At 37.1% G+C, this 20,318-nt stretch carries 19 protein-coding genes, 1 tRNA gene and 1 pseudogene; 14 read left to right on the top strand and 7 right to left on the bottom strand.

Annotation, left to right across the window (positions count from 1 at the left end; genetic code table 11):
- Positions 1 to 45 precede the first annotated feature (45 nt).
- Both ATCC51562_RS03415 and ATCC51562_RS03410 read right to left on the bottom strand, forming a co-directional pair.
- Positions 46 to 130: transfer RNA gene (locus ATCC51562_RS03415), tRNA-Leu, on the bottom strand.
- 46 nt (positions 131 to 176) lie between these two features.
- On the bottom strand, positions 177 to 479 hold the full coding sequence (locus ATCC51562_RS03410) for a F0F1 ATP synthase subunit C (protein WP_004317263.1): 303 nt from the start codon (positions 477 to 479) through the stop codon (positions 177 to 179).
- A gap of 205 nt (positions 480 to 684) precedes the next feature.
- Here ATCC51562_RS03410 and ATCC51562_RS03405 point away from each other — a divergent pair, with 205 nt between their 5' ends.
- The 7 genes from ATCC51562_RS03405 to pckA all read left to right on the top strand — a co-directional run bounded on the left by ATCC51562_RS03405 (position 685) and on the right by pckA (position 10,212).
- The gene (locus ATCC51562_RS03405) at positions 685 to 2,031 is read left to right on the top strand and encodes a sodium-dependent transporter (RefSeq protein WP_021090714.1); all 1,347 of its coding nucleotides are present in this window, start codon (positions 685 to 687) and stop codon (positions 2,029 to 2,031) included.
- Complete coding sequence (locus ATCC51562_RS03400) at positions 2,028 to 3,359, top strand: sodium-dependent transporter (RefSeq protein WP_021090944.1); 1,332 nt, start codon at positions 2,028 to 2,030, stop codon at positions 3,357 to 3,359. The genes ATCC51562_RS03405 and ATCC51562_RS03400 overlap by 4 nt, the downstream gene beginning before the upstream one ends.
- Positions 3,359 to 4,699, top strand: coding sequence for a sodium-dependent transporter (locus ATCC51562_RS03395; protein ID WP_021090462.1), 1,341 nt, complete (start codon positions 3,359 to 3,361; stop codon positions 4,697 to 4,699). Before ATCC51562_RS03400 ends, ATCC51562_RS03395 begins: the two co-directional genes overlap by 1 nt.
- Positions 4,700 to 4,708: 9 nt before the next feature.
- The gene (locus ATCC51562_RS03390; protein WP_021090735.1) at positions 4,709 to 5,218 is read left to right on the top strand and encodes a TRAP transporter small permease subunit; all 510 of its coding nucleotides are present in this window, start codon (positions 4,709 to 4,711) and stop codon (positions 5,216 to 5,218) included.
- Entirely contained in the window at positions 5,218 to 6,606 is a 1,389-nt protein-coding gene (locus ATCC51562_RS03385) for a TRAP transporter large permease (protein ID WP_035167245.1), read from the top strand. The genes ATCC51562_RS03390 and ATCC51562_RS03385 overlap by 1 nt, the downstream gene beginning before the upstream one ends.
- A 122-nt stretch (positions 6,607 to 6,728) precedes the next feature.
- Complete coding sequence (locus ATCC51562_RS03380; RefSeq protein ID WP_021091058.1) at positions 6,729 to 8,531, top strand: biotin/lipoyl-containing protein; 1,803 nt, start codon at positions 6,729 to 6,731, stop codon at positions 8,529 to 8,531.
- 106 nt (positions 8,532 to 8,637) lie between these two features.
- Positions 8,638 to 10,212, top strand: coding sequence for a phosphoenolpyruvate carboxykinase (ATP) (gene pckA / locus ATCC51562_RS03375; protein ID WP_200862425.1), 1,575 nt, complete (start codon positions 8,638 to 8,640; stop codon positions 10,210 to 10,212).
- 373 nt (positions 10,213 to 10,585) lie between these two features.
- On the opposite strand, the gene ATCC51562_RS03370 is transcribed toward pckA, so the two are convergent.
- Genes ATCC51562_RS03370 through ATCC51562_RS03360 form a run of 3 tightly spaced genes read right to left on the bottom strand, consistent with a single transcriptional unit; the run spans position 10,586 to position 13,166 of the window.
- Entirely contained in the window at positions 10,586 to 11,941 is a 1,356-nt protein-coding gene (locus tag ATCC51562_RS03370; protein WP_021090779.1) for a cation:dicarboxylate symporter family transporter, read from the bottom strand.
- Between the two features lie 11 nt (positions 11,942 to 11,952).
- Positions 11,953 to 12,447, bottom strand: coding sequence for a peptidylprolyl isomerase (locus tag ATCC51562_RS03365; protein ID WP_021090938.1), 495 nt, complete (start codon positions 12,445 to 12,447; stop codon positions 11,953 to 11,955).
- 11 nt (positions 12,448 to 12,458) lie between these two features.
- Positions 12,459 to 13,166: a YebC/PmpR family DNA-binding transcriptional regulator gene (locus ATCC51562_RS03360; RefSeq protein WP_021090734.1), complete on the bottom strand. Its 708-nt coding sequence runs from the start codon at positions 13,164 to 13,166 to the stop codon at positions 12,459 to 12,461.
- 151 nt (positions 13,167 to 13,317) lie between these two features.
- Here ATCC51562_RS03360 and ATCC51562_RS03355 point away from each other — a divergent pair, with 151 nt between their 5' ends.
- The 4 genes from ATCC51562_RS03355 to ATCC51562_RS03340 are packed head-to-tail and all read left to right on the top strand — an operon-like array spanning position 13,318 to position 16,794.
- Positions 13,318 to 13,872 (top strand): GNAT family N-acetyltransferase, encoded by a 555-nt coding sequence (locus ATCC51562_RS03355; protein ID WP_021090588.1) that lies wholly within the window; start codon positions 13,318 to 13,320, stop codon positions 13,870 to 13,872.
- On the top strand, positions 13,869 to 14,072 hold the full coding sequence (locus ATCC51562_RS03350; protein ID WP_021090803.1) for a heavy-metal-associated domain-containing protein: 204 nt from the start codon (positions 13,869 to 13,871) through the stop codon (positions 14,070 to 14,072). The genes ATCC51562_RS03355 and ATCC51562_RS03350 overlap by 4 nt, the downstream gene beginning before the upstream one ends.
- Position 14,073: 1 nt before the next feature.
- A complete protein-coding gene (locus ATCC51562_RS03345; protein ID WP_021090454.1) occupies positions 14,074 to 16,251 on the top strand; it encodes a heavy metal translocating P-type ATPase in 2,178 nt (725 codons plus the stop codon).
- 3 nt (positions 16,252 to 16,254) lie between these two features.
- Complete coding sequence (locus ATCC51562_RS03340; protein ID WP_021090880.1) at positions 16,255 to 16,794, top strand: hypothetical protein; 540 nt, start codon at positions 16,255 to 16,257, stop codon at positions 16,792 to 16,794.
- A 2-nt stretch (positions 16,795 to 16,796) separates the two neighbouring features.
- Here the strand turns inward: ATCC51562_RS03340 and ATCC51562_RS03335 are convergent, their stop codons facing one another.
- The gene (locus ATCC51562_RS03335) at positions 16,797 to 17,186 is read right to left on the bottom strand and encodes a hypothetical protein (RefSeq protein ID WP_021090651.1); all 390 of its coding nucleotides are present in this window, start codon (positions 17,184 to 17,186) and stop codon (positions 16,797 to 16,799) included.
- Between the two features lie 205 nt (positions 17,187 to 17,391).
- Here ATCC51562_RS03335 and argH point away from each other — a divergent pair, with 205 nt between their 5' ends.
- From argH to ATCC51562_RS09975, 3 genes and pseudogenes are all read left to right on the top strand, one after another.
- Positions 17,392 to 18,804 carry an argininosuccinate lyase gene (gene argH / locus ATCC51562_RS03330; RefSeq protein ID WP_021090853.1) on the top strand — a complete coding sequence of 471 codons (1,413 nt, stop codon included), beginning with the start codon at positions 17,392 to 17,394 and terminating at the stop codon, positions 18,802 to 18,804.
- A gap of 445 nt (positions 18,805 to 19,249) precedes the next feature.
- A pseudogene (locus tag ATCC51562_RS09980) lies at positions 19,250 to 19,528 on the top strand (methyl-accepting chemotaxis protein); the annotation flags it as partial.
- An 84-nt stretch (positions 19,529 to 19,612) separates the two neighbouring features.
- A complete protein-coding gene (locus ATCC51562_RS09975) occupies positions 19,613 to 19,921 on the top strand; it encodes a CZB domain-containing protein (RefSeq protein WP_374048490.1) in 309 nt (102 codons plus the stop codon).
- A gap of 40 nt (positions 19,922 to 19,961) precedes the next feature.
- Here the strand turns inward: ATCC51562_RS09975 and ATCC51562_RS03320 are convergent, their stop codons facing one another.
- The gene (locus ATCC51562_RS03320; RefSeq protein WP_021091047.1) at positions 19,962 to 20,315 is read right to left on the bottom strand and encodes a histidine triad nucleotide-binding protein; all 354 of its coding nucleotides are present in this window, start codon (positions 20,313 to 20,315) and stop codon (positions 19,962 to 19,964) included.
- Positions 20,316 to 20,318 lie beyond the last annotated feature (3 nt).

Genomic DNA, 20,318 nt, shown 5'->3' with positions numbered 1-20,318 from the left:
TTTTTAAATTTTGTAAGATTTTGGATTTTGAAGTGTAAGATTAGATGGTGCGATCAGCGAGACTCGAACTCGCACACCTAGCGGCACTACCCCCTCAAGATAGCGTGTCTACCAATTCCACCATGATCGCAAAAAGAGTAAAAGCCCCAAAGAGGGGCTAAATTTAAGCTTTACGCTTAGCCAAGCATTGGGTTTGCGTAAAGAACGATAAGTGTAATAACAAGTGCGTAGATAACTTGTGCTTCAATCATCGCAAGAGCGATAAACATTGTAGTCATAAGTTTGCTACCAACACCTGGGTTTCTAGCTGTTCCACTGATAGTCGCAGCAGCTGTATTGCCCATACCAATAGCGCCACCAAGGGCTGCAAGGCCAAGGCCAATACCACCAGCGATAACTGAATATGATCTAATCATCTCGCCGTCAGCGCCAAATGCGAATGCAGCAAGACCAAGAATTAAAAACACGATCTTTTTCATCGTTGCTCCTTTAAAATTTTAAAGCTCTTTCGGATCTGTCCCCTACTTAAACTTTATGAGCCGTAATATTACAAAAACAAAACTTTGTTTCAAATAAAAACACTAAAAATTTAAATTGCCCATAAAAAATTCTTAGCTTAGAAAAATAAAAGTTTTTTTATGTTATCTTTGAAAAAATTAATTTATTCTTAATCTCAGGTAATCAATGATAAATGAAAAATTTTCAAAAATAGGCTTTGTTCTTGCGATGGCAGGATCGGCTGTTGGACTTGGTAATGCATGGAAATTTCCAACAATGGTGGGAAACAATGGCGGTTCAGCATTTATAGTTTTATATTTGCTTCTCACGTTTGCTATCGCTTTTGTAGCGTTTTTAGCGGAGCTTAGCATTGGTAAGCTTGGTGAGAGTGACGTTGTAAGCTCCATTTATAAACTTGCTCCAAAACATAAAAAAATATGGTCCCTTTCAGGCTTTTTTATGATAGGAGCGATACTTATTGCTTCGTTTTATATGGTTGTCATTGGCTGGATATTAAAGTATATTTATCTTGGCTTTTCGCCACTTTTGGCTGATACTAAAGAAGCAGCAGCGCAGTTTAATACGCTTTTATCAAATGATTTAAGTAGTGCTATTGTTTGTTTTAGCTTGGTTTTTTTAATGGTATTTTTTGCTGTTTCAAAAGGTGTGAAAAGTGGCATTGAAAAGCTAAATATCTGGATGATGCCGAGTCTTTTTATACTGCTTGTTTGTATACTTTTTTATGCAATTAGCATGGGTGATGGCTTTGTTAAGGCGGCTAAATTTTTATTTGTACCAAATTTTAGCGCGATCACGCCAGATGTTGTTTTGCAAGCTCTTGGACTCGCGTTCTTCTCGCTATCTATGGGTGTTGGCGTCATACCGACATACGCTGCAAATTTACCAGAGCAGACAAATCTTATAAAATCAACGCTTTCTATCATCTTTATAAACATATTAATAGGCATTATGATGGGACTTGTGGTCTTTACATTTATATTTGCTTATGGAGCTGATAGCACGGCAAGTGGTCCAGGGCTTATTTTTATCTCACTTGTTACGCTCTTTGCAAAACTTGGGATAGTTGGCAATGTCATGGCTATCGCATTTTTTGTTTCGCTTTTATTTGCTGGTGTTACAAGTGCTGTTTCGATGATAGAACCATTTGCTTATTATTTGGTTAGAAAATTTGAAATTTCACGCAAAATGGCTCTTGTTTATATTGGAATTTTTGTCTATATTTTAGGCCTTTTTTGTATTTTCTCATATTATGCGCAGACGGCTAATATCTTTAGTATTTTTGGCAAGCCAGTCTTTGATGCACTTGATTTTCTTACTTCAAATATAATGATGCCAATAGGTGCCATAATTTTTAGTTTTTTTGTTGGCTATAAACTTAAAAAAGAGAGCTTATATCTACTCTTTGGCGAATTTATGGGAAAAGCATTTTTTGAAATTTGGTACTTCACTCTAAGATACATCGTTCCAGTTGCAATTTGTGCCATCATGATCTATCAAATAGCAGGTAAATGATGGATAGATTTAGTAAAGTTGGTTTTGTTCTTTCTATCATTGGAGCGGCTATTGGCCTTGGTAATGCATGGAAATTTCCATATATGGTCGGTAGTAACGGCGGTTCAGCATTTATTCTTATATATCTATTTTTTGCTTTTGTTGTTGGACTTAGTATATTTTTTGCTGAGATGGCAATGGGTAAAATTTCACGCCTTGATACGGTTGGAGCGTTTAAAAGCCTAGCTACAAAAGGGTCAAATTCTTGGAAATTTGCTGGTATTGTGATGGTGACAGGGTTATTCATTGCCTCTTTTTATACGCTCATTATCGGCTGGGTTTTAAAATACGTTATCTTAAGTCTTGGTGAGCTTCCAAAAGATATGGCAAGCTCAGAAGCGCTTTTTGTAAATTTTACTTCAAAGGGCATAGAGGAGCAAATTTTATATTTTAGCATCGCTTTTTTTGCCTACTTTTTTATACTTACAAAAGGTATAAAAAGTGGAATAGAGCGTATAAATGTATTTCTTATTCCAGCACTTTTTATTTTACTTTTGCTTATGCTTGGCTACTCTTTTGGCATGAATGGATTTGATGAGGCGGCTAAATTTTTACTTGTGCCTGATTTTTCAAAGATAGATCAAGGCGCTATCTTAAATGCTCTTGGGTTAGCTTTTTTTACGATGTGTATTGGTATTGGTTGCATTTTAACTTACTCATCAAGCCTAGGCAATGATACAAATTTATTCACTTCATCACTTTATGTAGTCTTTGCAAATATAATCATTAGCGTAATTATAGGGCTTATAGTTTTTACATTCACCTATGAATTTGGCTCAGAGCCATCAAAGGGTGCAGGGTTAGCATTTATCTCGCTTCCAACGCTTTTTGCAAAACTTGGTTTGCTTGGAAATTTCTTGGCTTTTGCATTTTTTACATCTTTATTTTTTGCTGGTATAACATCGGTTATTTCGCTAGTCGAGCCATTTATATTTTTCTTAAATAAAAGTTTGGGATTTAGTAGAAATAGATCAATTATTATTGTCGGTGCTGTAGTTTATGTTTTAGGGATTTTATGTGCGTTAAGCGGTATTGGCGATTTTAAAGAAGCACTTACATTTTTTGGTAAGAGCTTTTTTGATTTGCTTGATTATATTAGCTCAAACATTATGCTACCACTTGGTGGCATTATATTTGCCCTTTTTGTTGGGTACTTTATGAAATTTGAGCTTTTAAAAGAGCTATTCTTGCCTTATATGGGTAAGGTTGTTTTTAAAATTTGGTATTTTTTAATAAGGTTTGTAGCACCAGTTCTAGTTTTTGTGGTGCTAGTAAGGGAGATTGCATAATGGCAAAAGAACAGTTTTCTAAAATAGGTTATGTTTTAGCAGTTGCAGGATCAGCTGTTGGACTTGGAAATGCATGGAAATTTCCATATATGGTCGGTGAAAATGGCGGATCAGCATTTGTTATTTTATATCTTTTGATAACGTTTTTAGTTGGCATACCTATCTTTATGGCAGAGCTAAGTATTGGCAAACTTAGTGAGAGCGATAGTGTAAATGCCTTTAGAAAGTTGGCGAATAAAAATAAAAATTTATGGCAGCTGGTTGGAATTTTAGCTATGGTAACCGCAGCTATAATCTCATCTTACTACATCGTGATCATCGGTTGGGTCTTTAAGTATTTCACACTATCTTTTACCGGTCTTCCAAACGATATAGAAAGTTCAAAAGTAATATTTAACGAGCTTCTTACACATGGTCTTGGCGAGCAGACACTTTATTTTGTTATAGCATTTGTAGCTTGCTTTTTTATCCTTTCAAAAGGAGTGAAAAGTGGCATTGAAAAGCTAAATGTTTGGATGATGCCAAGCCTATTTATCATGGTTTTAATCATGCTTATTTTTTCTATGACGATGAATGGCTTTACAAAATCGGCTGAGTTTTTACTTGTTCCTGACTTTAGCAAAATTTCATTTAACTCGCTCTTGCTTGCTCTTGGGCTTGCTTTTTGGACACTATCTCTTGGTATGGCAGCGATCATTACATATTCAGCTAGCTTAAGTGATGATACAAATTTAGCTACTTCTACGCTAAGTATCGTTTTTATAAACATCGTCTTAGCCATCATGATGGGTCTTGTTATCTTTACATTTATATTTGAATTTGGTGCCGAGCCGTCTCAAGGACCAGGACTTGTCTTTATCTCGCTTCCAACGCTCTTTGCTAAGCTTGGTGTGATAGGTCAAATTTTAGCTGTGGCATTTTTTGCAGCACTTATCTTTGCTGGCATTACTTCAGCTATCTCTATCGTAGAGCCGTTTGTATTTTTCTTGATCAGAGAGTATGGCATTAGCAGGATAAAAGCTCTTAGCATAGTTGGAGCCGGTGTTTTTGTTTTAGGATTTTTATGTCTTTTATCAAATATAGAAAATGTTGGCGACAAATTTATGCTCTTTGGTAAAAATTTCTTTGATTTTCTTGACTTTACCGCTTCAAATGTTCTGCTTCCAATTAGTGGTATAGGTGGAGCGATATTTGTTGGATATTTTATGAAAAGAGAAGCACTTTATGTGCTATTTAGTCCATATATGAGCGACTTTGTATTTAGTGCGTGGTATTTTTTATTAAGATATGTGGCGCCAGTTTGCGTCTTTATCATCATGATAAATAAATTGTTTTTTTAAGGGTTGTTTATGCAAAAAGTTGAGAAATTTTTTGATAAGGTCGGCGATATAGTCGGCTATATTTGCATGTTTATTATGGCTTTGATGATAATAGACGTCTTTTTTAACGTTGTGGCAAGATACTTTTTCTCTTATGGAAACGTTGCATTTCAGGAGCTTGAGTGGCATTTTTTTGCTGTAATATTTTTGCTTGGCATGAGCTATGCATTAAAAGAAGATGCACATGTTAGAGTTGATATCTTTTATGCTAAATTTTCACCAAAAAATAAAGCTCTTGTAAATATGATAGGAACTGTTATTTTTGTAATTCCATTTGCACTTTTAGTTTCAAATTTATCGTTTGAATTTGTGAGTGATGCTTATACTTCAGCTGAAGCTAGTGCGGATCCAGGCGGTCTTACTCACAGATGGATCATAAAAGCACTTATTCCTTTTTCTTTTTATCTACTTGTATTTTTTGCGATCGGCTTTTTTATAAGAAATTTTAATCTTTACAAAAAAGCTAAAAAGGGGGAATAATGGCTGGTTTGATAATGTTTATAGCCGCACTTTTGATGCTAGGCATTGGTTTTCCAGTAGCCTTTACCTTTGGTGCGGTTTCGATGATATTTGGCATGATTGGTAGTATTGTTGAGAGTATTGGAGACGGAGACGGACTACTTGGAAGTATCGAAGTTTTCAAAGATATGTTTAACTTCATGCCTTATAGAATTTTCTCTATAATGGAGAGTAGAATTTTTATAGCAGTTCCACTTTTTGTCTTTATGGGCGTTGTGCTTCAAAAGTCAAAACTAGCTGAGAGGTTACTTGAGAGCATGGGCATGCTTTTTGGAGAAATTCGTGGAGGCATTGCTATTAGCACTATCTTGGTTGGAGCACTTCTTGCAGCTTCAACCGGTGTTGTAGGTGCAAGTGTCGTTGCAATGGGCGTTATAAGCTTACCTGTTATGTTAAAGTATAAATACGACCAAGCGCTAGGTTGTGGTACTATATGTGCCGCTGGTACGCTTGGACAGATTATTCCACCTTCTATCGTGCTGATTATTTTGGGTGATATATTTTCAGTGCCAGTTGGTGAGCTTTTTCATCAAGCCATCATCCCAGGACTCACGCTAGTAGCAGTTTATATCATTTATATTTTGATTGTTGCTTATTTGAAACCAGATACTGCACCGGTAGTAAAAGATGAGAGCGGTGTTAGTAAATTTAAGCAGATCATGAGAGCACTAATCGCTATCTTTCCGCCGCTTTTGCTGGTTATTTGCGTGTTGGGCTCTATATTTGCAGGTATCGCTACACCAACTGAAAGTTCAGCTTTTGGCTGCGTTGGAGCCATTATTTTAGCTATTTTTTATAGGACATTTTCATTTTCTATGATAAAAGAGGCATTGGTAGAAAGTGTAAAAACTACAGCACTTGTCTTTGCCATACTTGTTGGTGCGACAGCTTTTTCTATGGTATTTAGTTACACTGGTGGAGATGAGATTGTTGAAAAATTTATGACAAATTTACCAGGCGAGAAGTGGGGCTTTATCATTTTTAGCATGGTTGTCATCTTTGTGCTTGGCTTTTTTATCGACTTTGTTGAAATTTCATATATTGTGCTTCCTATTTTGGTACCAATAGCTGCAAAGCTTGGTATAAATCCAATTTATCTAGCAATCTTAGTTGCGATGAATTTGCAAACTTCGTTCCTAACACCACCATTTGGTTTTAGCTTATTTTTCCTAAGGTCAGTCGCACCAGCTGAGATAAAAACGACTGCTATTTATAAAGGCGTTGTGCCTTATATTTTTATTCAGCTTGCTGTACTTGTATTTTTCTGCGTCTTTCTAATGGAATTAAAGCCAATGCTTGATGCGAGCCACGGCGGATTATTAAACTTCTTACTCTCACTTTTTAAATGATATAAAAGTTTTTGGTTGTAAAATACCAAAAAACAAGCAAAATGGCTAATTTGAGTTTCTAATCAATTTAGCCATTTTCTATGAACTCTTTAAATAAATTTATAAAATTAATGAGGTGGGTGATGGCGAAGAAATTTATCGATGTTATGGATACGACCTTTAGAGATGGCTTTCAGTCAGTTTATGGCGCCAGAGTGCTTATGAACGACTTTTTGCCTGCGCTTGAAGCGGCCAAAGAGGCTGGCATAGAGCATTTTGAATTTGGTGGCGGAGCGAGATTTCAAAGCCTTTATTTTTACCTAAATGAAGACGCTTTTGCGATGATGGATAAATTTAGAAGTATCGTAGGACCAAAAGCAAATCTTCAAACCCTAAGCAGGGGCGTAAATACCGTCACACTTGATACTGGCAGCCGTGAGCTAATCGACCTTCACGCAAAACTTTTCAAAAAACATGGAACCACCACTATTAGAAATTTTGACGCACTAAATGACGTTGAAAATTTAAAATATTCAGGAGAGAGGATCGCTCATCACGGACTAAAGCATGAAGTTGTAGTTACGATGATGGATCTGCCTAGTGGCTGTGTGGGAGCTCATGATGTTAAATTTTATGAGAAAATTTTAAGAGAAATTTTAGATGCAAATATCCCATATCACAGCGTTTGCTTTAAAGATGCAAGCGGCACAAGTAGCCCACAAAAGGTCTATGAAACCATAAAAATGGCTAGAAAGCTGCTGCCAGAAAAAACTCACATCAGACTCCACACTCATGAAACTGCAGGCGTAAGTGTGGCCTGCTATCTTGCAGCGCTTGAAGCCGGCGTTGATGGCATAGATCTAGCCGCAAGCCCAGTAAGTGGTGGTACAAGTCAGCCAGATATCTTAACTATGCTTCACGCAGTAAAAGGCAAAAACTACGATCTTGGCGGACTTGACGTGGAGAAAATTTTAAAATATGAAAGCGTTTTGAATGATTGCTTAAAAGAGTATTTCTTGCCACCTGAGGCCGTACAAGTAAGCCCACTCATACCATTTTCACCGATGCCTGGTGGCGCGCTTACAGCAAATACCCAGATGATGAGAGATAATAATATCTTAGATAAATTTCCAGAGGTTATCCTTGCGATGCGTGAAGTGGTGCAAAAGGGTGGATACGGTACTTCAGTGACCCCTGTTAGCCAGTTTTACTTCCAACAAGCATTTAATAATGTGATGTTTGGCAAGTGGAAAAAGATCGCCGAGGGATACGGCAAAATGGTGCTTGGCTACTTTGGTAAGACCCCAGTTACGCCTGATAAAGAGATCATTAAGCTTGCAAGCGAGCAGCTAGGCTTAAAACCAACTACAAAACACGCAGTTGATATAGCCGATAAAGATGAGAGCAAGTCGCTTGCTCATGTAAAAGAAATTCTAAAGCAAAACAATATAAAAACTACCGAAGAAAATATATTTATAGCAGCTGCTTGTAAAGAAAAAGGCATCGCATTTTTAAAAGGTGAAGCCAAAGTAAATGTAAGAAAGATCGATCCAAATGCTAAAGCAAACGAGGGCAGACAAACTCAAAGTGGTAGATATAGTGTCGTCGTAAATGGTAGCCGCTACAATGTCGAAGTGAGCGAAGGCTTTAACGATAGTATCCAAGTAAAATCAATCACTGAAGTTGAAGGCAAGAGCGTAAAAAATGCCAAAAGTGCAGCAGCAGGCGCAACAGCAAATGATATCGTTGCTAGCTTGCCAGGCGCTGTGCATAAAATTTTAGTAAGTCCTGGCGATATCGTCAAAAAAGGGCAAGCTGTAGTCGTGCTTGAAGCAATGAAGATGGAGATAGAGGTCAAAGCCCCAAAAGATGGTGTGATAGGCTCTATAGAGGTTAGCAAAGGTCAAAGCGTCGCGAACAATCAAGTGGTGGCTAAATTTAAATAAATTTGCCCATTTTAAAAAGAGAGTGTTAAGCGAAATTTGATTAACATTTTGATGACTTTTAGGTCAGAATTTATAAAAAATGAAAATTTTAAAAGGAAATAACATGATAAATAAACTAGACGAACTAGGTCTAAAAGAGATCAAAAAGATAAATCACAATCTAAGCTACGACGAGCTTTTTGAGCTTGAAAAGGCAAACAACGAGGGTAGGGTTTCAAGCAACGGCACATTTATGGTTGATACAGGAATTTTTACAGGTAGAAGCCCAAAAGATAAGTATTTCGTCAAGCAAGATCCAAGCCAAAAATACATCGCTTGGGGCAAAATAAATCAGCCTATCACAAAAGAGCTATTTGATAAGCTTCTTAAAAAAGCAAAAGAGCAGCTAAGTGGCAAGGAAATTTTCATCCAAGACGCATTTTGTGGAGCTAGTAAAAAGAGCCAAAAATCAGTCCGTTTTGTCACTGAAGTAGCGTGGCAAGCACATTTTGTAAAAAATATGTTCATCCGTCCAAACAAGGAAGAGCTAGCTAAATTTGAGCCTGATTTTGTAGTATATAACGCTTGTAAAACAAAAAATGAAGACTACAAGGCTGACGGGCTACATTCAGAGGTTTTTGTCATATTTAACGTCGAGGAAAATGTCGCAGTGATCGGTGGCACATGGTATGGCGGCGAGATGAAAAAGGGCATTTTTTCTATGATGAACTACTGGTTGCCACTTGAGGGTAAACTAAGTATGCACTGCTCTGCAAACGTAGGTGAGAAGGGCGATACGGCGCTATTTTTTGGCCTATCTGGTACTGGTAAAACGACACTTTCAACCGATCCAAAACGCAAACTAATAGGCGATGACGAGCACGGCTGGGACGATGATGGCGTGTTTAACTTTGAGGGTGGCTGCTATGCAAAATGTATCAACCTTGATCCAAGCAGCGAGCCAGAAATTTATGCAGCGATCAGGCGTGACGCGCTACTTGAAAATGTCGTGGCTGACGAAAAGGGTGTGGTTGATTATAAAGACGGCTCAAAGACTGAAAACACACGCGTGAGCTATCCGATCTATCACATCGACAACTACGAGCCAAGCTCAAGCGCTGGCCATCCAAAAAATATCATCTTTTTAAGCGCTGACGCTTTTGGCGTGCTTCCTCCAGTTGCAAAGCTCACAAAAGAGCAGGCGATGTATTATTTCTTAAGTGGCTACACAGCAAAAGTTGCTGGCACAGAGCGCGGTATCACCGAGCCAGTCGCTACTTTTAGTGCTTGCTTTGGCGAGCCATTTATGCCACTTCACCCAACTGTCTATGCAAAACTGCTTGGCGAGAAGATCGATAAGCACGGCGTTAATGTCTATCTTGTAAATACAGGCTGGAGCGGTGGTGCTTACGGCGTTGGTAAACGTATGAGCATAAAAGCAACTCGTGCTTGCATAAATGCGATCCTTGATGGCAGCATCACAAAATGCGAATTTGAAAATTTTGATAAATTTAACTTTGCTATACCAAAAGAGCTTGATGGTGTCGAGACAAAACTATTAAATCCTATAAACACATGGGCAAATCCAGCTCAGTATAACGCTTCACGCGATAAGCTAGCTAAAATGTTTGTTGAAAATTTTAAACGTTACGAAGATGTAAAAGAGGGTGTTGAATACGCTAAAGCTGGTCCAAAAGCTTAATTTATATAGCCTTGCAAAGAGTTTGCAAGGCTGTTCCTAATATCTTACAAGAATTGTTAGTTAATATTTTTTATATGACTAAATTTAAAGTATTTCTCTTCTAAATTATAAGCTCAAGTTATTACATTTGTAAATTTATTCTAGTAAGTAACAAAATATTAGATATTGCCAAATATATGAGTTACTAACAAAATTTTCCTATTACACTTAGTCCCTAGTTTTTCTTTTTGCGCTTGAACCAGTTATCAAATATCATTTATTGTGTTGTTTTCTAAAAATTTTTATAGGTTTGAGAGGAGGAGATAGATCGGATAAATTTAGAATAAAAAGAGAAAAATAAGGGCAAAGTTGCCCTTATAGTTATAAATGTATATTATGAGTGGAAGTGAAATTCCTCTGGATGATCTAGTGCGTATCTAAATTTATCCATATCTACTTTTTTATCCCAGATAGAAACTATCATGCAGCCAACGGCATTACCGCAGAGATTGCCAACAGCACGCATTTCTGACATAAATTTATCAACGCCAAGTAGCACGGCTACGGTGACGACTGGTATGCCAGTGCTTGGAAGTGCGCTTAGTGTTCCAGCAAGGACGACAAAGCCTGATCCTGTCACGCCAACAGCGCCTTTGCTTGTGATCATTAGTACGATTAGTATACTTATTAGATGCTCAAAGCTTAGCGGGATGTTGAAAGCTTGAGCTAGGAAAATAACGCTTAAACTTAGATAGATGTTGGTGCAGTCAAGGTTAAATGAGTAGCCAGTTGGAATGATAAGTCCAACAGCGCCTCTATTTATACCAGCTGATTCTAGCTTTTGCATAAGTGGCGCAAGAGCTGTTTCGCTCGAGCTTGTCGCAAAGACTACCAATACCTCTTTTGAGATAAAACGCATAAATTTAAAGACATTGATTTTTGCAAAATAGCAGATAACACCAAGCACGACAAATATGAAAAAGCAGCTTGCAAGTGCCATAACAACCAAAAGCTCCATCATGCCAAGAAGCGTTCCGATACCAAATTTGCCGATCAGATAAGCCATAGCTGAAAATGCAGCCACTGGGCTAAAGAGCATAAGCCAGCTAAGAAGTTTTAAGACATAGTGCTGAATAAATTCAAGTGGCTTTAGGCAAGCTTGTTTTTTATCATGAGCTAGCAGTGAAAGTACGATGGCAACGATAATAGCCATGAAAAGTACTTGAAGTGTGTTTGATTTTATAAATGGATCAAGTATATGTACGTAAGGGAAAATATCATCTACTGGCACAGCACCTCTTAAAAGATGAAGTGTATGTGCTACAAATCCGCTATTTGCGTCCATATTTGCAGCTTGAGATGTAAATTTAGCCACACTTGAGGCATCAAGCTGAGTGTAGTCAAGATTCATGCCATGTCCTGGACGAAGTGTCTCGCCAAAGATGATACCAACAGCAAGCGCAAGTGTGCTAACTATCTCAAAATAGATAAATGCCTTTAATCCAATAGATCCAAGATCTTTTAAACTCTCAAGCCCAACGATACCTGAAACGATCGTTAAAAAGATAATAGGGCCGATTAAAATTTTAAGTGCTTTTATAAAATAATCAATGCCTGGTTTGCTAGCTATACCAAGCTCAGGTGCAACCATGCCAACGATAACGCCACCAACAATACCGATCACAACCCAAAAGGCAAGATTGGTAAATAATCTTACAGCAAGATTTCCTTGCTTTTTAGTATTATTCATAAATTTCCCCTTTATAGGCTTTCTCTGATCTTAGCAGAGATGATCTTATCGCCTTGTCTTATAGCGTCAAGCACCTTTAGACTCTCTTCATCAACGCACTTTCCAAAGACTGTATGCACGCCATCAAGATGAGGTTGCTTGCTGTGACAGATGAAAAACTGTGATCCGCCAGTATCGCGTCCTGCGTGAGCCATGCTAAGGCTACCGCGCTCGTGTTTTACCTTTTGCTTATCGCATTCGCATTTTATTCTCCAGCCAGGACCGCCTGTGCCTGTTCCATTTGGGCAGCCACCTTGGATGACAAAATTTGGTATAACTCTGTGAAAATTTAGTCCATTATAAAAGCCTGATTTTATCAAATGGATAAAATTTGCGACAGTTTGTGGAGCTTCTTCTGCAAAAAGTTCAAGTCTGATCTCGCCTTTGTCTGTCTCTAAAACTGCAAATTTATCTTTTTTAAGCTCGTCTAAATTTATATCATAAACTTTTAATTCATCAAAACGCATGTATCTCCCTTTTATTCGATATTTGTATAAACTGCTTGAACGTCATCATCGTCTTCTAGCTTATCAAGAAGCCTTTCAACCTCAAGCATTTGCTCTTCGCTTAGATTCACAGTTTGATTTGGTAAGTATTGAAGTGAAGCTTTTTTAACTACTAAATTTAGCTTTTCGATACCTTCATGAAGTGTACCAAAATTTGCATAATCGCCATAGACAAATAGCGTCTCATCGTCAGCCTCGATATCGCTTAGACCATAATCTATCAGCTCAAGCTCGATCTCTTCGATGTCTGCGCTTGGCTTTTCAAGCTCAAAAACGCTCTTTCTTGTAAACATAAAGCTAAGGCTACCACTTGGCAAAATTTCTCCGCCATTTTTGCTAAATATAGCTTTAACATTGGCAACTGTTCTAGTTGGATTGTCAGTCGCACACTCAACGATGATCTGCACGCCGTGAGCTGCTTTGCCGTCATAAAAAATAGTCTTGATATCGGCGCTATCTTTGCCATTTGCTCTTTTTATAGCTGCGTCGATGTTGTCTTTTGGCATATTTTCAGCTTTTGCTGCTGCGATAGCTGCACGAAGTTTAGGGTTCATATCTGGATCACAACCACCATCTTTTGCGGCTACTGTTATAGCTTTTGCAAGTTTTGGAAATACCTTGCTCATCTTATCCCATCTAGCTTCTTTTGCGGCTCTTCGGTACTCAAATGCTCGTCCCATAAATATCCTTAAATAAATTTTTTACGGATTATAACTAAAAAAATTTTATACTTTTTTAAAACATTTTTAGTTTGCTAGCCAAAGCGCCTAACTTTGTAAATTTAAAAAAAATATTTGGTAAAAATTTAAGCTAAAGGCATATAATCATGCCATGATAAAAAATGCTCAAAAACAAGATGCAAAAAGCTGCATAAAGCTACTAAATCTAGCAATGGAAGATATCGCCTACAAGCTAAGTGGCTATGACGATCCTATTAAAAGTGATGAAATTTTAGAAATTTTTTTCAAAAGTGAGACAAATAGACTTAGCTATAAAAATGTCTTTGTTTATAAATATAATGAGGAAATTATCGCTGCGATGTGTGCTTACTTTGGTGGCGACGCGGAGCAGCTTGATAGAGAAATTTCGCAACATTTAATGGCTCTTGGCAAAGATGACAAGGTAGAAAAAGAGTGTTTTGACGATGAGTTTTATATAGATAGTATCGCTGTTGATGAAAATTTTAGAGGCCAAGGGCTTGCAAAAGAGCTCATAAGGCATTCATTTGTCAAGGCAAAAGAGCTAGGGCATAAAAAGGTTTCATTAATAGTAGATACAAATAAGCCAAAAGTTCGTAAATTTTACGAGAGTTTGGGCTTTAAATTTAATGTCAAGAAAATTGTAAATTTACATGAATACGACCATATGATAAAGGAGATAATATGAAAACATTTGAAGCAAACAATATCCACTGCCAAAATTGTGCAAATACAATAAAAAACGCACTTGAAGATGACTTTGGCAAGATAGAAGTTGATCTTAGCAAAGAGCCAAGACAAGTTAGAGTTGATCTTAAAGATAGTGAAGTTGAGAAATTTAAGTCTGAAATGGCTGATTTGGGATTTGACATAATAAAAGAGCTCTGATATGTCTTTAAAAGTCAAACTAAATATAGCGGGAATGAGCTGCGTAAACTGCTCAAATGCTATCGAAAAGGTTTCAAAAAAGATAGATGGAGTACTTGAAGCAAATGTAAATTTTGCAAACGCAAGCGGCGAGTTTGTCCTAAAAGACGCTAGTGTGCGTGAAATTTTAGAGCAAAAGATAAAGAAGCTTGGCTACTTTGTGGCAACTGATATTGATGAGTTTGAAGCAAAAAGAAAAGCTCACATTAGAAATATTAGAAATAAATTTATATTTGCATTTGTCGCAAGTATCGTAATAATGGCACTTGAGATGTTCGCACCGCACAGCATGCTAGTAAATTTAGCTATGCTAGCTTTGGCATTTTTAGTTCTTATCTTTAGTGGCAAAGGCTTTTTTACTCATGCCTACGAAGCGGTAAAAAATAGAAATTACGATATGAATGTGCTTGTCGCTCTTGGAAGTGGTAGCGCGTTTTTATACTCGCTTTTTGTAGTGCTTTTTGAAAAATTTTTACCAAATGATCTGAAAAATATCTATGTTTCAGGCGTGGCGATGATAATAGCTTTTGTGCTTCTTGGCAAGTATCTTGAAGAGCGTTCAAAGGCAAAAGCAGGGGATTATCTAAAGAGACTACTTAAAATTTCTCCAAAAACCGCATTTTTACTTATGCCAGATGGAAGAAGTAAAGAAGTGCCAGTAAATGAGCTAAAAATAGGTGATATCGTCGTTGTAAAGAATGGCTACAATGTTCCATGTGACGGTGTGATAGTCCAAGGCGGAGCCGAAATCGATGCTTCGATGCTAACGGGCGAGAGCCTGCCAGTTTATAAAGAGGTGGGCGACAATGTATTTGCAGGTACACTAAATACAAATGGTTACATAAGTGTCAAGATGACAAAAGGCTCGTTTGAAAGCTTGCTATCTCAAATTTTAAGCTTACTAAATGATGCTAGTACGAAAAAAATGCCAATAGGTAGGCTTGCTGATAAGATAGCAAATATTTTTGTGCCAAGCGTGGTGGCAATATCAGTGCTCACGTTTTTAGCTTGGATCATTTTTGGTGGAAATTTTGCTTATGCGATCTCTTGTGCGATCTGTGTTCTCATCATCTCATGCCCATGCGCTCTTGGACTTGCTACGCCAATAGCAATAGTAAGCTCGCTTGCACGTGGTGCAAAAGCTGGAATTTTAGTAAAAAATCCAGAAGTTTTAGAGCTAATAAAAGATACTAAATTTGTAGCATTTGACAAAACTGGCACACTTAGTAAAGGGCAAATCAGCGTCAAAAGCTCAAATTTAAGTGAGCAAGATTTAGCACTTATCGCTTCTGCTGAAAATTTAAGTGAGCATCTCATCTCAAAAGCTATAGTTAGATATGCAAAGCAAAAATGTATAGATTTACAAAAGCTAAATGGAAAATTTCAAAATGTTGTCGGGCAAGGCATCATCTATGAAGATGAGAATAATCATATAATAATCGGAAACGAAAAGCTGCTTTCGGCAAATGAAGTTAGTTTAAATTTAGATGAAAGTAACGCTATAAAAGAGGCTACAAATGATGGAAGTGGCGTAATACTTTGTGCTATAAATAAAAAATTTGTTGGTTTTTTAACGCTTAGTGATGAGCTAAAAGACGAGGCGAGCGATATTATAAATGAGCTTACTAGTCTAAATTTACAAAGTGTGATCCTCTCAGGCGATGACGAGAAAGTAGTTGCAAGCATCGCTAAAAAGCTAAATGTAAGCAAATATCACGCAAATATGTTGCCTGAAGATAAATTTAATGAGATAAAAGAGCTTGCAAGCCACGGTGGCGTTATCTTTGTTGGAGATGGCGTAAATGATTCACCATCGCTTAAAGAGGCAAGTGTTGGTATCGCTATGAACTCAGGCTCAGATATAGCAAAAGGTGCTGGAGATATCGTGCTTGTTAAAAATAATTTGCGTGGAGTGACCGGGCTGGTTAGACTGGCAAATGCTACTATGGCAAACATAAAAGAAAATTTATTTTGGGCGTTTATGTATAACGCGATTTGTATCCCAGTGGCTGCTGGTGTGCTTTACCCGGTCTTTGGACTACTTTTAAGCCCAGTTTATGGCTCAATGGCGATGTGTCTTAGCTCTGTTACTGTCGTTTTAAATGCAGTTAGACTTAGATATCTACGACTTAAGGATTAAAATTTGAAACTTGGAGAACTTTATAGCGTTGTAGCGGCTGCGCTTGCTACAAATTTTAGTGGCATTTTGGATGTTTCATCTTTTATGCGTATCAAAAAGACAAATGCGTGGATAACGCAGACAAATAGCGAAGCAAATAAAAAAGGCAATGAGCTTTATACCAAATTTATCAAAGATGAAAGTAGTGCTGTTTTATGTGACGATTTTGTCATTTTAAAGTCAAAATTTGAGGCAAGTTACTATTTTTCTTCTGCAAAAGATGATCTAGCTCAATTTTATAAGGCTATAAATTTTCAGCCAAAAATGGGCGAGGTTGATAGCATCTCAAATCAGCTAATTTTAATAGCAAATATTTTAAAAAGCAAAGCATCTAAGGAGTCTATGAGACTTCTTGCAGCTTTTAGTGTCTCATTTTTCTCGCCTTATGCTAAACAGCTTTCAAGAGATATCCAAAAAGACGCAACTAGCAATTTTTATAAATCAATGGGATATTTTTTAGAGGATTTTTGCCTAGTTTTAGAAACTATTATTGGCAAGGCTTAGTTTTAAGCCTGTGCCATTTCTATCATTTGAGTTTTAATACTTAAAATATTATTTTGAATGGCTGACTGCTCTAAATTTAAGTAATGAAGCATTTGCATAGAATTACGATCTTTTAGGCTTTGGATGCTTGAAATTTGATGTGAAATATCTAGCTTTTGATCTTGTAATTTTTCTAAGTCCTTTTGTAACTGTATGGCACTTGCTTTATTAATAATTATAGGGGAAATTTTAGCATCTTCTCTTTGTTCTACATGTACTTCATTGCTTCTAACAATATCTTTCTTGTCATAGCCAGAAGATACTAGCATGCTTGTTTTTGAGCTATTTGAAGAGATAGATGTATAGCCATCATGATAGAAAATGTTTGAGTTCATGTTCGCATCTATTTGCATATCATCCTTCCTCTTATAGATTATTTTTATTTTAAACTATATTCAATAGAAAATTAAAATAGTTTTTAAAAAGTTATATTTTGAATTATATTTCTATATCCTTAAAGATAAATTATATTTATAACTTTTTTGCAACTTTATAGTTAAAATACCCAGTTAAGTGCTATTTTGTTAAAATCACGCAAAACTAATTAAAGGCAAAGCTATGAAAGAAGAGAAAAACGTACACAAAAAGATGTGGGAGGGCAGATTTAGCGAGGCTAGCTCGAAGCTACTTGAGGAATTTAATGCTTCTATAAATTTTGATAAAAATCTTTTTGAAGAAGATATCGCTGGAAGTAAGGCTCACGCAAAGATGCTTGGGGTTTGCGGAATTTTGAAAAAAGATGAGTCAGAGGCGATCATAAAGGGGCTTGATGAGGTTTTATCTGAGATAAGAGCAGGTAAATTTGAGTTTAAGCTAGAAGATGAAGATATACACATGGCAGTTGAGAAGCGCCTTAGCCAGATCATCGGCGCCGAGCTTGGAGGCAGACTGCACACAGCCAGAAGCAGAAACGACCAAGTTGCGCTTGATTTTAAATTTTACGTATTGAAGAAAAATTTAGAAATTTCATCTCTCATCAAAGAGCTCATCGCCACGCTTACAAATTTGGCAAAAAACCACAAAGATACGTTAATGCCAGGCTACACACATCTTCAGCACGCTCAGCCAGTAAGCCTTAGCTATCACTTGCTAGCATATGCATTTATGTTTAAAAGAGATTTCGAGCGTTTTGTTAGCTCATATGAGCGAAACAACCTAAGTCCGCTTGGTTCAGCAGCCCTTGCAGGCACTCCTCATAAGATAGATAGAACTATCGTTGCAAGTGAGCTTGGCTTCGCAGGTTGCACGCGAAATGCGATGGATAGCGTGAGCGACCGTGATTTTGCGCTTGAGATTTTATTTAACATTAGCGTTTTTATGACGCACGCTTCTAGGCTTTGCGAGGAGCTCATACTTTGGAGCTCGCAAGAATTTGGCTTTATAAGCATTAGCGATGCTTATAGCACAGGAAGTTCCATTATGCCTCAAAAGAAAAATCCAGACGTCGCTGAACTCATACGCGGCAAAACGGGGCGTGTAAATGGAAATTTGGTAGCGCTACTAACTACGATGAAAGGTCTGCCACTTGCTTATAATAAAGATATGCAAGAAGATAAAGAGGGTGTGTTTGACAGTGTCTCAACCATTTTAAGCTCGGCTATCATCCTAAATGAGATGATAAAAACGGCTAAATTTAATGAAAAGAATATGCTAAAAGCTACAAAAACTGGCCATCTAAGTGCGACTGATTTGGCGGATTATCTAGTGCGTGAAAAAAACATCCCATTTAGAACAGCACATTTTATCACAGGCAAAGCTGTCGCAAAAGCTGAAAGTTTGGGCCTTGATTTGAGTGAACTAAACGAAGAGCAGCTAAAAAGTGTGGATGAAAATTTAGATGCAAATGCTATTAAATTTTTAGATCTTCATGCTTCAAAAGAGGCACGTTGTTCGCAGGGCGGCACGGCAAATAAAAGCGTTGATGAGCAGATAGAAATTTTGGACTACTGGCTTAAGAAAAAAGAGTTATAATTACGCGAAATCTACAAATTTTAAAGGATGAAAAATGTTTTTTGATGGCAAAAATAAAGAGCTTTCTAGTAAAAATGAAGCTTTAGAGAGAGAAAATGAAGCTTTAAAGGCTGAAATTTTAGCACTTAAAAATGAGCTAAAAAACGTTAAAACTTGCGAGCCAAAAGAGCAAGCTAAGGATAAGCAAGAAGCTGTAAATTTATTGCTTTCAAGTTATCAAGATGGTATAAATTTTTTGCAATTAACAATGGAAGAAAACCTAAAAATGCTTGAAAGTATAAACGGACTAAATGAAAAGACTTTCAAAGAGACGGGCGAACTCAAGTCGCAAACGGCTGAAATTTTAAACTCGATCGAGCAAGTAAGCCAGATGAGTAATGACCTTTCAAATGACGCTTCTTCGCTTGATGGAAGCGTAAATTCTATTGTTGAGATTATAAATCTAATTAAAGACATCTCAGATCAGACAAATTTGCTAGCTCTAAATGCTGCTATTGAGGCGGCCCGTGCTGGTGAGCATGGACGAGGTTTTGCTGTCGTGGCAGATGAGGTTAGAAAGCTTGCTGAGCGCACGCAAAAGGCGACACTTGAAGTAGAAGTAAATATAAATGGACTTAAGCAAAGTGCGAATACGATGATCGAAATGAGTGAGAATTTCTCAAAAATTTCTGCAAATGCTATGAAAATTTTAGGTGGATTTGAAGGAAATATCTCAAGTGTAAACGCAAATACGCAAAATATCCTAAATCAGGCTTTAAATGTTACAAATGAAGTCTATGTAAGCAATGGAAAAATAGATCATATAAATATGAAGCTAAATGGATATAGAGGCGTACTTTTAAATGAGTTTAATAAGATTCAAGATGTTCATGAGTGTAGATTTGGCAAATGGTATGAAAAAGATGTGAAAAATACTCTTGTAAAAGATGCCAAAATTCTCTCAAGTATCGCAGCTCATCATGAAAATGTTCATCATGGACTAGAAAAAGCGATGGTTATTTTTGCTGATAAAGATAAAGGAAATCTACCTGGCGTTGAAATATTAAAAGATGTTGAAAACTCAAGTAAAGTAGGTTTTGAAGAGTTGCTTGAAGCTATTAAGTCTGCAAGAAAATAAAATTTTAGACTCAGGCTTTGAGTCTAAGATTTATAAGCTATTAAAATGTGCTTTGTGGATCAGCTACGCCTTCGCTCCAGCCAAGCTTCGCTCCGCCAAGTAGGTGAAAATGTAGATGCATAACTTCTTGACCGCCGTTTTCACCGCAGTTTGTTATAAGGCGGTATCCGCTCTTATCAACGCCCATTAAGGTCGCTACTTCTTGGATAAATTTTGTCATCTCTCCCATTAAGACCGGATCCATCTCTTGGAAATTTTTATAGTGTTTTTTTGGGATGATTAGGATGTGGATCGGTGCTTTTGGATTTATGTCGTTAAAAGCTAGAAATTTCTCGCTTTCAAGTACTTTGTTGCAAGGGATTTCACCAGCTACGATCTTTTCAAATATGGTCATTTT

Source organism: Campylobacter concisus ATCC 51562 (assembly GCF_000466745.1).
Classification (GTDB): Bacteria; Campylobacterota; Campylobacteria; order Campylobacterales; family Campylobacteraceae; genus Campylobacter_A; species Campylobacter_A concisus_B.
The sequence above is the reverse complement of the archived record's forward strand: the minus strand, read 5'-3'. Positions and strand labels throughout refer to the sequence as shown.

Bases quoted from the DNA above. Each gene is read 5' to 3' on its own strand.
- ATCC51562_RS03410 (WP_004317263.1), bottom strand. From the start codon at position 479: ATGAAAAAGATCGTGTTTTTAATTCTTGGTCTTGCTGCATTCGCATTT.
- ATCC51562_RS03405 (WP_021090714.1), top strand. From the start codon at position 685: ATGATAAATGAAAAATTTTCAAAAATAGGCTTTGTTCTTGCGATGGCA.
- ATCC51562_RS03400 (WP_021090944.1), top strand. From the start codon at position 2,028: ATGATGGATAGATTTAGTAAAGTTGGTTTTGTTCTTTCTATCATTGGA.
- ATCC51562_RS03395 (WP_021090462.1), top strand. From the start codon at position 3,359: ATGGCAAAAGAACAGTTTTCTAAAATAGGTTATGTTTTAGCAGTTGCA.
- ATCC51562_RS03390 (WP_021090735.1), top strand. From the start codon at position 4,709: ATGCAAAAAGTTGAGAAATTTTTTGATAAGGTCGGCGATATAGTCGGC.
- ATCC51562_RS03385 (WP_035167245.1), top strand. From the start codon at position 5,218: ATGGCTGGTTTGATAATGTTTATAGCCGCACTTTTGATGCTAGGCATT.
- ATCC51562_RS03380 (WP_021091058.1), top strand. From the start codon at position 6,729: ATGGCGAAGAAATTTATCGATGTTATGGATACGACCTTTAGAGATGGC.
- ATCC51562_RS03370 (WP_021090779.1), bottom strand. From the start codon at position 11,941: ATGAATAATACTAAAAAGCAAGGAAATCTTGCTGTAAGATTATTTACC.
- ATCC51562_RS03365 (WP_021090938.1), bottom strand. From the start codon at position 12,447: ATGCGTTTTGATGAATTAAAAGTTTATGATATAAATTTAGACGAGCTT.
- ATCC51562_RS03360 (WP_021090734.1), bottom strand. From the start codon at position 13,166: ATGGGACGAGCATTTGAGTACCGAAGAGCCGCAAAAGAAGCTAGATGG.
- ATCC51562_RS03355 (WP_021090588.1), top strand. From the start codon at position 13,318: ATGATAAAAAATGCTCAAAAACAAGATGCAAAAAGCTGCATAAAGCTA.
- ATCC51562_RS03350 (WP_021090803.1), top strand. From the start codon at position 13,869: ATGAAAACATTTGAAGCAAACAATATCCACTGCCAAAATTGTGCAAAT.
- ATCC51562_RS03345 (WP_021090454.1), top strand. From the start codon at position 14,074: ATGTCTTTAAAAGTCAAACTAAATATAGCGGGAATGAGCTGCGTAAAC.
- ATCC51562_RS03335 (WP_021090651.1), bottom strand. From the start codon at position 17,186: ATGCAAATAGATGCGAACATGAACTCAAACATTTTCTATCATGATGGC.
- argH (WP_021090853.1), top strand. From the start codon at position 17,392: ATGAAAGAAGAGAAAAACGTACACAAAAAGATGTGGGAGGGCAGATTT.
- ATCC51562_RS09975 (WP_374048490.1), top strand. From the start codon at position 19,613: ATGAAGCTAAATGGATATAGAGGCGTACTTTTAAATGAGTTTAATAAG.
- ATCC51562_RS03320 (WP_021091047.1), bottom strand. From the start codon at position 20,315: ATGACCATATTTGAAAAGATCGTAGCTGGTGAAATCCCTTGCAACAAA.